Raw genomic sequence first — 11,637 nt, forward strand, 5'->3', positions numbered from 1 at the left:
AAGCCTCTACCATTGCAGTATCAAAACAAAAGATACTGTATATGAATTACACATTTGAACAATTGCCGGAAGCCATCAGTACCTTACACGAAAAGGTCGATAGCATTAAAGACCTGCTAGTGGAAAACCAACTAGCAAGTCAGTCCCCCCATTCAGACTTATTAACTATTACCCAAGCCGCTGAATTTCTTAAACTTTCCGTACCCACACTTTACACCAAGGTAAGCCGTGGAGAAATTCCTGTAAACAAACGTGGCAAAAGACTTTATTTCTCTACGGGTGAATTATCTGCTTGGATAAAAGCGGGCAAAAAGAAAACCGTAGAAGAAACCCAAAGCGACCTTAAACATAAGTGTACAGAGGAAAACCCACCACCCGAGTAGGTTATATATCTAGATAGCCATATAGCTGATAGGCTATATAACTGTATAGCTAGTTAGCTGTATAGCCATATAATTATGCTAAAGAGCAATATCCAGTATAAGGAAGCGGGAATATATACAATCATCAAATCAAGGAGGAATAAGAATGCAACTAGAAATTATCACTAAAGACGATTTAAAGCAGTTTAAGACTGAACTGCTGAACGACATTAAAGATATTGTTAAACCACAGGAAGAAGCCAAGGAATGGCTTAAAAGCGCAGAAGTGCGCAAGATGCTGAATATCTCACCGGGAACCTTACAAAACCTGCGCATTAACGGAACATTGCGGTACACAAAGATTGGCGGTATGATGTATTACAAATTATCGGACATTACTAGATTATTGGAAGGAGGTCTGCAATGACAGAAACCAGCCAACAAAGTAAGACCGCTGATTATAGTAAATGGATCAAACGTATGGGGTCGGATAGCAGAATGCTATCCACCCATGTCAGTTTGCTTACTGCGCTCTTTGTCCTTTGGCAACAAAGTGGATTTACCAATCCCTTTACCGTGAGCCGGAAAAAGCTGATGGCTTTTTCCAGAATTGCCTCAATTGCGACCTATCACAAATGCATCCGTGAACTGGATGAATTTGGATATATCCGTTATCAGCCATCCTACCATCCAATTAAGGGAAGCCTGGTCTGGTGGCCGCTCTTATCCGAGCGGCTACCAGACCAGAAAAAGGAGCCGGGAAACCCGATGTAGCATTTACCCGGATGCTCCTTTGGGGAGCTATCCGGGTAATGGAAACCGCAGGAAGTAAGGCGAGGCTTTCAGCACGCCAAACTTATGCGGTTTGTAGGAAGCAAGTTTGTGTTTTTGTTACACAAAAACTCCCCCAAGCCTGCGGCAAGGGGGAAACTTGCTTCAAGCTCCCGATGGTCGCATGAAGGGCGGGGCGCAGAAACTAAGAGCCGATAAGTCATTTAATAAGTAAGAAGTTATGACCGCAACAATATCAAAGACAGGTCTTAAAGACCCTAAAAATAAGTCAACTGTACGTGCCAGGCATAAAGGAGGTGCGCCACAAAAAAAGATCAAACGTGCCAGTGGCATCCGTGTCCGGCTGACCACTTCAGAACGTTTCCTGATCGAATCAAAAGCCAAGCAGGCAGGCGTTCGTATCAGTGATTGGTTCAGGGCGGCCGCCCTAAAAGCTAAGGTAGTGAGCAGAATAACAGCCGAAGACAGGCGTATTTTACACCTTCTGGCTGGCATGGCCAACAACTTAAACCAATTAACAAAATTGGCGCATACCAGTGGGATCATGAGTATTGCGATCAAGTGCGGCCATTTGTTAACAGAAATTGACCAGACACTTAAATATCTTAATAGCGATGATGGGAAAGATACCTAAGTCCGGTAAAATTTTTAAGGGCTGCGTAGAATACTGTATGCTGAAAAAAGATGCGGTTGTATTGGATGCTACGGGCTTGCGTACTGGTGAAGTAAAACACACTATTGCTGATTTCAACATGCAGCGGAAAATGCGCCCCGGCTTAGGACAAGCAGTAGGCCACATTGCTTTAAACTGGAGCCCGGAGGATAGCCCAAAACTGACCGATGAACTGATGATAAGCATTGCTAAAGAATACCTGAAAAAAATGAAGATTTCCGATACACAGGTGCTAATGGTCAGGCACCACGATACCAATCATCCCCATTTACATATTGTTTTCAATCGGGTGAACAACGAAGGTAAAACGATAAGTGATGCTAATCAGCGTTGGAGCAATGTAAAAGTAAGCAAGGCACTTACCCTAAAATACGGTTTCCACATGGCAGAAGGCAAAGACAGGGTAAACCGTCAGCGGCTTAAAGGAGCCGACAAAGCAAAATACCAAATACATGACCAGATCAAGGCCATACTGCCAAAAGTCAAAACCATGGACGATTTGCAAAAACAATTGGCTATGCAGGGTATTAAAATGCTGTACAAGTACAAAAGTGGCACACAGGAAGTACAGGGTGTCAGTTTCAGCAAAGGTGAACATCGGTTTAAAGGGTCAGAAATTGACCGCAGTTTAAGCTATGGAAAAATCAGTAAAACAATCTCTGACCGTGTACAGAAACAAGAGAAACAAGAAAAAATGGTACAACCTAAAAGTTTGGCAGATGAACTAAGAGACGTTTTAAAACAGTCCGGCAATGAAACGCATTATCTGAAAAAGGAACCAAAAACGCAGTATTTAGATCATGAGCCAAAAAACAATTATCTGGGCGCATTAGAAATTGATATATCGGAGGATGTGGATGATGAGGCGATCTATGGCCGAAACCGGAGACGGCAGGATAAAGGCCAAACACCCAGCAGATAAAAGAACTAATGACTTTAACATTTAATCATAAAGGAACGCTATATGAGCAACCAGCAAATACCCGAAAAAACAGTGATTGACGAAGTAATTGAAAATTTGATCAGAAAGACAGATTTTCTGGAAAAGGAACTGTCCGCTAAAAATGAAACCATTTTGAAGAAAGAGGAACAAACACAAGCCTTAATTGCTGATTTTGAGCAAAAATTTGGCAATGTGGTAATCCAATCCCCTAAACCTGATTTTTCCGAAGTCAATACGACCATAAAAAATGCCTTAGCCAGTATCAATAACAATATGGAAAAATGGCCTAAACCGCTCAAAAAGGAATACCGATTTTTATTTTTTCCCGAACAGCTTAGGAGCGTAGAATATGTTAGGGCTGTACTGACCAGAGTAATTTTATGTATACTAGGTTTGGTTTTTATGATCTTTACTTATCAATTGCTAAAAGGTCATTTAAAATAATACTTAATTAAGCCTATAAAACAAGAAAGGGTTACAGCTGTAGCAACCCTTTCTTGTTTTGAAATTATCCAAACAACTTTAATAAGTCATCCTTACCGAGTGATTTTAATATCCCTTCATCCGTCGGGATCAATTCACCTGCGAGCTTCCTTTTTTTATCCTGTATTTCTAAGATTTTTTCTTCTAAGGTGTCCTTGCAGATCATCCGGTAAGCCATCACATGTTTTTCCTGTCCGATCCGATAACAGCGGTCAATGGCCTGATTTTCTACCGCAGGGTTCCACCACGGGTCTACCAAATATACATAATCGGCAGCAGTCAGGTTCAGACCTGTACCACCAGCTTTTAAACTGATCAGAAATACCCTGCAAGTCTCATTTTCCTGAAAATTGGTTACTGCCGTTTTTCTTTTATTCAACGTTGTTTTCCCGTCCAGATAGGCATAAGCAATGCCTTGTTGTTCAAGCCCTGCTCTGATTAAACCCAGCATTCCCGTAAAAGCTGAAAAAATCAATAGCTTATGGCCTGTAGTTTTTTCCATAATGTGTTCCATTAGCTCCATAATTTTACAGGAAGGCTCATTAAAGGCAGGCGCATCTTTCATTAACACAGGAGAATTACAGATCTGCCTAAGTTTCATTAACCCATCCAACACATATAATTTGGAATTTTCCAGTCCATCGGAATCAATCTTATCGGTCAAATAAGCTCTAAACTGTTTACGGTACCGATCATAGATTTTCCGTTGGGGAGGTTCCATTTCGCACCAAATTGTCATTTCCGTTTTAGGTGGCAAATCGGTTGCCACCTGTTTTTTTGTGCGTCTTAAAATAAAGGGCTTAGTCATTTTTAATAAGGTACCTGCTCGCTCTGCATCCTGTTCATCCCCTTTGCTGGTCAGATTGTCTTTAAACATTTTAAGCGTGCCGAAAAAACCGGGGTTTACGAAACTCATCAAAGCGTAAAGATCAGACGAACTGTTTTCTACAGGTGTCCCCGTAAGTGCAATCCGGTTGTATGCTTCAAACAGCATCACCATTTTAAATTTTTGCGAGAAGGGGTTTTTAATGGCTTGTGCCTCGTCTAAAATAAGATAATGATATCTAATGCTGTATAAAAATTCAATGTCTACAGCAGCCGTACCATAAGAGGTAATGATTAAATCGTATTTCTTTAGTTCGGCTGCATTCTTTTCCCTTTCAAAACCATGAAACACAAGGACATTCAGTTCGGGGCAAAACTTGGCGGCTTCATCCAGCCAGTTAAACAGCAATGAGGTGGGGGCTAAAAGTAAATGTGGGGCTGTTGTTAACCCTTCGTTTTTAAGGTGTTGTAATAAGGTTAATACCTGCAAAGTCTTACCTAGTCCCATGTCATCCGCCAGCAGGCCACCCCATTTTAAGAAATGAAGATGATATAGCCAGCTATAGCCTATTAATTGGTATGGCCGCAAGGTGGCATTTAAGTTTTCTGGTACGGGTACCAAAGGTATTTTTTCCTGTTCATCAAATAACCTTTCCCGTTCAGCAATAAGTTTTGCCAGATCCGGCCTGTCAGCTTTATGATATAGCTGGTCAATTAACGTGTAATGCTGCCCGGCAATTTTTACACCATTCTCCGTCAAGGTACCGCTTCGGAAGACTGTACTTAGTTTATTAAAAAAGACATCCGGCAAATGGGCTGTTTTTCCATTGGACAGCCATAACGTAGAAGAACGCTTTTTTAAAGCTTTCTGGATTTCTTCGGGGCTTAGGGTTACATCCCCAAAATTCACAGCAACCCTAATGTCAAACCAGCCTTTTTCTTCCTGTACATAGATTGAAATTTCGGGTAGCTCTATATGAAAATCAATCCCGGTAAGCTGTTCCAAGCCTATAAAAGTAACATCTGGATCATTCAGGCTATACATGGTTCGGGCAAACCATTCTTCTGCTTTGAGCCTTTCTTTTGACAAATAAAAGTATGGTAGCTTTTCCTGCTTTTTAAACGCCGGGTGCAGTTCCATGAAATAGTTCTTAAATCCGGTTTCTGCTGTTTTATCACGTTCTACTACCTGAAATGTCCCGTTTTTAAAGTGCAGGATTTCATTACCCGCACTATTGACAGCGATATTTAAACCACAGCTATAAACGAATGTTGGAATAAAGGCTACATAATCACCCTGATCTTCAACCCTGATCTGTTTTTCTGCAATAGTTGCAGCCAGTTGTTCTCTTTTTTTTAGCCAGTGATGGGTAACGACATATTTAAGGGCTAATTTTGACAAAACAGAAGCGTTAAACTCTTCAAAATCTTGTTTTAAGATTGTAAAAATGCCGCCTGATTTAACAAATTCACTAATGGCCTGACCTTCTTCTAGGTTACTGAATTGGTAATGTACCTCAGGTGCATGTTTCAGGGAAAAGAAAAACGGATACGCTTCGGGGACTACCGTATCAACTTCAAAATCCTGCCCGGACATCCATGCTTTACATTGAAGTTTGTAATGGCCTTCATATTCAGTTAAAAGAAAGCAAAAGGTTACCGGATCATCCGCAAAAACGACTGGCCTCATACTCTGTTTGGACGGTCTGCTTTTATAATTGAGTTTATGGTAGAAAGTATGACAAAACAAATATTTTTGGACTTTTAAGAGTGGAATGATTTTTTTCCAATGTTCAAAAATCACCTGCCGCATTTGGGCAATTTCAACAGCTCCATTCCGGTGCATTTTATGTACGCTTTCAAAATCAAGCAATTGGTTGAAATCACGGCTATAGGCATACAGTAATTTTTGTTCAGGACTTAATCTTTCCGGCACTATGGTAGGGTCAGTGAAACATTCAAACACTTTTATACCCGTTCTTTCGTAGTTCAGGATTGCCGAAAATGGTATCAGGAAAGGAACAGGAGCATCATAAGCATAAGCTATTGTGTAACCCACAAAAACAGGGTCTTCTTCAATAGTTTTGATTGGAGTTAAACAAAAAGTATTTTCCGAGGTAAAGCATTCCGCATTAATACCATTGTTATAATTATAAATATGCCCATACTCCGGCTTGGGTACAGCTCTGACACTTTGGTAATCATCCTTTAAGGTTAAATACTGATCAAAAAATGCACTATCATTATAAGGAAAGGACTTATAAGGTTCGAAATAGCCATGTTTCCGGTCTTTAATCAGCCGGGCGAACAGTTCGATCACATGAATGCAAAGGCCTGATACTTCTGTATCGCAGTCACAGTAAACCAATAGGTAATCATTAATCAAGACAATGTGCTGATTATAAAATTCGTTATAACTATATCTAGACCTTATGGTTAGGGTTCTTCCCTTAAAGGATTTGGGGGTATACGAAAAATAGGTGAATTTCGGCAATTCAGGATCATCTATTGATATTAAATCATGTAATTTGGGAAGTTTGGTCTCCTTATCCAAACTTAACTTATAGGGCGTAGAAGCCTTTCTTAAAGGCATATTATCCTTTGGATTATTGTTCATTTTGAGCGGATTTAATTAACAGATCGTATTTTTCCATCCAGTTCAAAAAGGTTTCTTCGGCACCAGCATGCAAATTTTTAACCTTGTCAAAAAGGATATTCAAGTCTTGGGTATCTATATTGTATTTCTCGGAATATCTATAACCTAAGTAAGCTCCCTCAAACACCGTTAACAGGCGTTCATCTTCGGCACTGCCACTATCCATTAGCATGAATAATTTGGTTGTGAGGCGCAAACTGAATTTTAGCAGTGCTTTTAAACTATGTGTGGTTTTATCTTGGGTAGTTAACGACCTGTTTAATGCCCTTAAACATAATTCAGCCGCCTGATGTAATAGAAAAGCCGAAAGGATCACATTGTCATTCTGGTACCCCTCGGCAGCGGTATAAAATGTTTTGGCCTTTGTAAATCCGTCATAAAAAATATGATTAGTTTTTTCTATTTTTTCCGGTCTGCTGTCTAACCTTAATTGAGGTATAGGCTTGCTGCCATCGTCATAAACCAGACTTTCAGCATTGCAGGCCATGCTGAAATAAACATGACCTTCACGAATCATACTATGAAAAAATGAGCTTTTAAATATGGTACAGCTTAAATGATGGTGCTTTAAGCACGAAAAGTTGAACGCTGTTTCGATTTCCTCAAACGTCTGCGGGTACTTTTCTGGGATAACCAGTATCAGATTGGCATGATCCGTACCATCGCTGCCGATTTGGTGGTTCAGGCAGTAAATCTTTTCGGGTGCAATTACATCTGCAAGAAAATTAATCACTGCCGGAAAGTCCTTTTCGGCAAACTTCATCAATGGCACAGGATTATATACACAAGCTGTTTCTTCGTCTTCTATTTCAAATCTGAAATCTCCGGCATGATGCAATTTCACATAAGGAACGGATTTTGCCTCACAGACTAAACCCATAGCCTCTATTAATTTCTCTAAATACTCCCTGATCAGAACTGTTTCAAAAATTTTATCATCGCATACATCATCAGGTTTTAATTCCCTGCCCGTACAGTACAAAAGAGAATCTAAAATAGCCCGCCACGCTTCCAAATCTTTGAAACTAAACAATTCTTCAAAAACAGTCTGAACATCATTTAGTTCAGTACCCGATAAGGTGCGAAAGTGCAAGGCAGGAAATAGTTTGTTTTTAACCTGATTGTACACGTCAAAAGGATGTTCTAACCACCTGTAAAGAAAATGATCAGGATTTAGTTTAAGTTCTTCATTTCGGCTGTACAAGACATAAGCCAGCTCTAATAACTTTACGCATTGCTGTTGGGTATAATGGTAGCTGCTTTTGTCACCATAATACCTATCTGAACAAGCGGTTTTAATAAAATCTACCATCCCAAAACGAAGTGTTTCAATGCTGTTTTCATCATCGCAGAAAAAACTTACGATTTGATAATGCGGATTGCTAACGTCCTTTTCTTTTAAATAGCGATAGAAAGTTTCTTCGCTAACTTGTAGTTCTTTTTTCATATCAGGCTTTTAATTAGTTCAAGCCAAAGAACCACACTCAAAACAGTCTATATTAATATTTTAGGGTATTTTATAAACGTTTTTTAGTATATTATACCATCTGTTTTAGACGGATGATTAAACTAAAGTCTTGCCATTTTTATGTTTAAATAGATATATTTACATTTGATTCAAATTAACACTATATGAGTACTACAACTGACCGTCCAAATAAAGTGCATGAAGGCAGGAACGTAAAACGTTTCCGTGAAATGATGGGCATAAAACAAGAAAAACTAGCCGCTTCATTAGGTGAAGACTGGAGCCAGAAAAAGGTTTCCGTATTAGAATCTAAAGAAAAAATTGAAGATGCACTTTTGGCGGAAATAGCAAAGATATTGAACGTGCCGGAAGAGGCGATCAGGAATTTTGACGAGGAAACCGCAATTTATAATATTCAAAATAATTATGAAGGTGCTAATCCCAATGCAGCATCTGTCTCTTCGGGTGTTTTCCGTGATTGCAATTTCAACCCATTAGATAAATTAATGGAAACAATGGAAGAAATTAAAAAACTCCATGCGGAAAAAGAGGCGTTATATGAACGTTTATTGAAATCCCTAGAGAATAAATAAGCATTAATAGAGTATATTTTATTTCAGAAAAGTCATGGAAACTGTATTTAAAGGGGGGAGTACGGAAGTTCCAAAACTACTATAAGCTACACGTAAACGGGAAATTACACTACCATTAGAAGCGGGCCCATAAGTCCGCTTTCTGTGTTCATAGCTGTTTTATAAAGCCCATTAATTGCCCAAATGTTTCTATTACACTTTTCCCAATAATGCAAAACCTGTGTTAGGATCAGCTTTTATTCTGTCTTGCTATTAAAGTATCTATTTTCTTTTCTGTTATTTCTCCGTCTTCGATTAACAATTCTTGAAATAATTTTAAATCAAAGTGTCTCGGCGTCTTGATTTTATTAGATAGAAGTTTTAATAATAATCTTGAAGTCAAGAATGTGGTTGAAACTTGTGTCTCGATTTTGATGTTTTTTATTGAAGTTGCTGATATTAAGTCAAAACCACTTGATACAATTAGTAAATAAATATTTTTGAACCCACTTTTTTTGAGTGGTTCAGAAAACTTATTTATGTATTCAATAAATGTTCTGTCATCCGTTCCGATTTTATAATTCTCTGTTCTGGATTTTGCGTCAATTAAAATCGCATAGCTATATTGACTTGTTTTTGCTATTCCGTCTGGATTTCTTCCGGTTCCTTGGCCATAATCTGTTACTTCAAAACCCAACATTTGAAATACAAGATTTACACCTTTTTCAAACTCTAACGCTTTTTCTTTATTGGAAGATTGCTCTACTAAATCCTGAACCACGGGAGGAATAAATTTTAGAATTTCGTACGTTAAGCCTTCAATCTTTGGAGTAGTTTTGGGTTTTGAAATTTCATTTATTGAAAGGTTTGGGATCAAAGCGATAACATCTTTCCAGTCCTCTTTATCTGAAAACAATTCCAGAAATTTATACGGAATGTCTGCCCACCTAAGTCCATGACTTTTTTTAATGTTGGTGATTTGCGGTTTGCAGTTGTTAAATTGCCAGTCTGCAATGGCAGGTAATTTTTTGCATTCTCTCGTTAGTTCCCCCCATTGCAATAATATTTCTTCAATTCCGATCTTATCGGTTGAAAAATTATTAGCAACATCACCACATTCTTGCACAAGTTTGCTAAAAGCATTACTACCATAAAATTTCTCCAACTGTCTAATAGAAAGTCCCGTTTCAGTATAAAATTTACGAGAAGAAGGAGACTTACCAAAATAGTCTCTTAGCTTTTTATATTCTAATATAATATCGTCTTTGGAATATTCCATTCTTTGCTATCTAAAGTTGTGCCTAACTCTCAAATATGCGAAACTATTTCAACTTTCGCCATTATTATTAACGGACTTAAAGGAACTTGCAATATCAAAAAAAGTGGTTTCTTAATAATGTCCTGAAGCTAGTGGTACCAATGGAATGGCGGGACAGATAATACAACCCGATATAATGTACACATATATTTATCCCCACGCACAGGAGTGGCCTGCGAAACTCCTGCGCACATCATCCTCCCCGCTGTTCTCGCTTTTGGCCTTTACGGAAAGTATACCCCGGTTCCTGCCATTTAGGAAAGGATTGTGCAATTTTATCGGAAAATCCCTAACGTCCCATACCTCTGCCACGATCTTTATCAGGATCGTTTTTTATTTCCTGCAATTTGCGATACAATTCCCTACTTTCTTGCAGACTTGTGTATTCCTGAACAGCTTTTAAAATGCCCAAGCGCACATCCTGCCATTTTAGCTTTCCATCCATCAACAGCACCGGAACATTAAAATCAATATCTTTTTGATACAGCAATGACGATTTTGCAATATTAGGGTCTACATTCGGGTATTTAATGCAATAGTAATCCATAACCTTATCTAACGACATCTCCTTTAACAGATAATGTATATCGATAAAATCTTTAATCCTTTGCCCGCTGTTGACAATCGCATTGATCTTCATGGCCGAAATATCCTCATTAGACATGATCCTGATCCCTTCAATGGTTTCAATCGGCTTTATGGACGGGTACCTATGTGAAATAAAATCAAAATCTACCTCTCCGATACTGCCACTTACATAATTGCCTTTATGGCGTTTTACATTAGCATCATAAGTATCTTTTAAGTGCAGAGCCAGTTTATCCCCGTCAAAATCCGAGGAATTGAACAGATAGATGTCTATGGATTGCCGGTGACCAATCCTTAAAGACAGAGCGGTGCCACCAACGAGGTAAAAGGAATTGAGGTGCTGATCTTGCATCAGCTTTTGAATTAAATCCAGTGTCCCTGGTTTAACTGTTTCTTTGTATAACATTTGAGCTTTTCTTTGCTCAACTGGAAATACTTACAAACGGCATCCATAGTCATGTCAGATAGATAGGTAATATCATTTTTAAGGGCTAGAAATACATTTTCCCTTCCATAAAACCTGATCATTTCTTCCCATTCTGCCGGACTGCCTTTATCAAGAACCCTTTCTATTATGGTTTTATAACTTCTGTTCCAATCCAGTTTATCGAAATCAAAATCCCAAAACAACACTCTGGGTAAATCCGGCCTTTTGACCTGATGGATCAGCGGTTGCCGTTCAATTTTGATTTCGTCATTTTCAAACGGAATTTTCTTTTTAGACAGGTAGTTATTTAAAGTATGATAGTTATAAACCGGGTAGCTGTCGCAAAAGCCTTTAAGACTGGAAAAAATATCTATATCCGTTCCGGCAAACCTTTTCCAGTGTACCACAACTACCCGTTTATTAATCTCTTTTGCCATCATACGAATTTAGCCATAATAGAAAGAAATGCCTAATATTTTTAAATATTTGTCAGTTGAAGGTGAATATTTGGGTTAATTGTTGAGAATTGC

The 11,637-nt window shown here is 38.6% G+C and carries 12 protein-coding genes; 7 read left to right on the forward strand and 5 right to left on the reverse strand.

The genetic code is table 11. From position 1 onward, the window contains the following. The first annotated feature begins 41 nt into the window (after positions 1 to 41). The 6 genes from BLS35_RS14445 to BLS35_RS14470 all read left to right on the forward strand — a co-directional run bounded on the left by BLS35_RS14445 (position 42) and on the right by BLS35_RS14470 (position 3,214). Positions 42 to 383, forward strand: coding sequence for a helix-turn-helix domain-containing protein (locus BLS35_RS14445; protein WP_090782208.1), 342 nt, complete (start codon positions 42 to 44; stop codon positions 381 to 383). Positions 384 to 528: 145 nt separating this feature from the next. Then, the gene (locus BLS35_RS14450) at positions 529 to 789 is read left to right on the forward strand and encodes a helix-turn-helix domain-containing protein (protein ID WP_090782210.1); all 261 of its coding nucleotides are present in this window, start codon (positions 529 to 531) and stop codon (positions 787 to 789) included. Continuing rightward, on the forward strand, positions 786 to 1,136 hold the full coding sequence (locus tag BLS35_RS14455) for a hypothetical protein (RefSeq protein WP_090782213.1): 351 nt from the start codon (positions 786 to 788) through the stop codon (positions 1,134 to 1,136). Before BLS35_RS14450 ends, BLS35_RS14455 begins: the two co-directional genes overlap by 4 nt. Before the next feature lie 238 nt (positions 1,137 to 1,374). Beyond that, positions 1,375 to 1,788 carry a plasmid mobilization protein gene (gene mobC / locus BLS35_RS14460; protein ID WP_090782215.1) on the forward strand — a complete coding sequence of 138 codons (414 nt, stop codon included), beginning with the start codon at positions 1,375 to 1,377 and terminating at the stop codon, positions 1,786 to 1,788. Beyond that, on the forward strand, positions 1,769 to 2,749 hold the full coding sequence (locus tag BLS35_RS14465) for a relaxase/mobilization nuclease domain-containing protein (protein ID WP_090782217.1): 981 nt from the start codon (positions 1,769 to 1,771) through the stop codon (positions 2,747 to 2,749). Before mobC ends, BLS35_RS14465 begins: the two co-directional genes overlap by 20 nt. A 42-nt stretch (positions 2,750 to 2,791) precedes the next feature. Further along, positions 2,792 to 3,214 (forward strand): hypothetical protein, encoded by a 423-nt coding sequence (locus BLS35_RS14470; RefSeq protein ID WP_090782219.1) that lies wholly within the window; start codon positions 2,792 to 2,794, stop codon positions 3,212 to 3,214. A 64-nt stretch (positions 3,215 to 3,278) separates the two neighbouring features. Here the strand turns inward: BLS35_RS14470 and BLS35_RS14475 are convergent, their stop codons facing one another. Continuing rightward, positions 3,279 to 6,695, reverse strand: coding sequence for a DEAD/DEAH box helicase (locus tag BLS35_RS14475; RefSeq protein WP_090782221.1), 3,417 nt, complete (start codon positions 6,693 to 6,695; stop codon positions 3,279 to 3,281). Beyond that, positions 6,685 to 8,181: a HEPN domain-containing protein gene (locus BLS35_RS14480; RefSeq protein ID WP_090782223.1), complete on the reverse strand. Its 1,497-nt coding sequence runs from the start codon at positions 8,179 to 8,181 to the stop codon at positions 6,685 to 6,687. The genes BLS35_RS14475 and BLS35_RS14480 overlap by 11 nt, the downstream gene beginning before the upstream one ends. A 185-nt stretch (positions 8,182 to 8,366) precedes the next feature. On the opposite strand from BLS35_RS14480, the gene BLS35_RS14485 reads away from it, so the two are divergent. Next, the gene (locus BLS35_RS14485) at positions 8,367 to 8,795 is read left to right on the forward strand and encodes a helix-turn-helix transcriptional regulator (RefSeq protein ID WP_090782225.1); all 429 of its coding nucleotides are present in this window, start codon (positions 8,367 to 8,369) and stop codon (positions 8,793 to 8,795) included. A gap of 229 nt (positions 8,796 to 9,024) precedes the next feature. Here BLS35_RS14485 and BLS35_RS14490 read toward each other — a convergent pair whose 3' ends face one another. The 3 genes from BLS35_RS14490 to BLS35_RS14500 all read right to left on the reverse strand — a co-directional run bounded on the left by BLS35_RS14490 (position 9,025) and on the right by BLS35_RS14500 (position 11,547). Beyond that, entirely contained in the window at positions 9,025 to 10,053 is a 1,029-nt protein-coding gene (locus tag BLS35_RS14490) for a hypothetical protein (RefSeq protein WP_090782227.1), read from the reverse strand. A gap of 328 nt (positions 10,054 to 10,381) precedes the next feature. Continuing rightward, a complete protein-coding gene (locus tag BLS35_RS14495; RefSeq protein ID WP_090782229.1) occupies positions 10,382 to 11,086 on the reverse strand; it encodes a nucleotidyl transferase AbiEii/AbiGii toxin family protein in 705 nt (234 codons plus the stop codon). Then, complete coding sequence (locus tag BLS35_RS14500) at positions 11,044 to 11,547, reverse strand: DUF6922 domain-containing protein (protein ID WP_090782231.1); 504 nt, start codon at positions 11,545 to 11,547, stop codon at positions 11,044 to 11,046. The genes BLS35_RS14495 and BLS35_RS14500 overlap by 43 nt, the downstream gene beginning before the upstream one ends. Positions 11,548 to 11,637: the final 90 nt, after the last annotated feature.

It is taken from the genome of Pedobacter sp. ok626 (assembly GCF_900100435.1).
GTDB lineage: Bacteria > Bacteroidota > Bacteroidia > Sphingobacteriales > Sphingobacteriaceae > Pedobacter.

Coding starts and splice junctions, on each gene's coding strand:
- BLS35_RS14445 (WP_090782208.1), top strand. CDS start 42: ATGAATTACACATTTGAACAATTGCCGGAAGCCATCAGTACCTTACAC.
- BLS35_RS14450 (WP_090782210.1), top strand. CDS start 529: ATGCAACTAGAAATTATCACTAAAGACGATTTAAAGCAGTTTAAGACT.
- BLS35_RS14455 (WP_090782213.1), top strand. CDS start 786: ATGACAGAAACCAGCCAACAAAGTAAGACCGCTGATTATAGTAAATGG.
- mobC (WP_090782215.1), top strand. CDS start 1,375: ATGACCGCAACAATATCAAAGACAGGTCTTAAAGACCCTAAAAATAAG.
- BLS35_RS14465 (WP_090782217.1), top strand. CDS start 1,769: ATGATGGGAAAGATACCTAAGTCCGGTAAAATTTTTAAGGGCTGCGTA.
- BLS35_RS14470 (WP_090782219.1), top strand. CDS start 2,792: ATGAGCAACCAGCAAATACCCGAAAAAACAGTGATTGACGAAGTAATT.
- BLS35_RS14475 (WP_090782221.1), bottom strand. CDS start 6,695: ATGAACAATAATCCAAAGGATAATATGCCTTTAAGAAAGGCTTCTACG.
- BLS35_RS14480 (WP_090782223.1), bottom strand. CDS start 8,181: ATGAAAAAAGAACTACAAGTTAGCGAAGAAACTTTCTATCGCTATTTA.
- BLS35_RS14485 (WP_090782225.1), top strand. CDS start 8,367: ATGAGTACTACAACTGACCGTCCAAATAAAGTGCATGAAGGCAGGAAC.
- BLS35_RS14490 (WP_090782227.1), bottom strand. CDS start 10,053: ATGGAATATTCCAAAGACGATATTATATTAGAATATAAAAAGCTAAGA.
- BLS35_RS14495 (WP_090782229.1), bottom strand. CDS start 11,086: ATGTTATACAAAGAAACAGTTAAACCAGGGACACTGGATTTAATTCAA.
- BLS35_RS14500 (WP_090782231.1), bottom strand. CDS start 11,547: ATGATGGCAAAAGAGATTAATAAACGGGTAGTTGTGGTACACTGGAAA.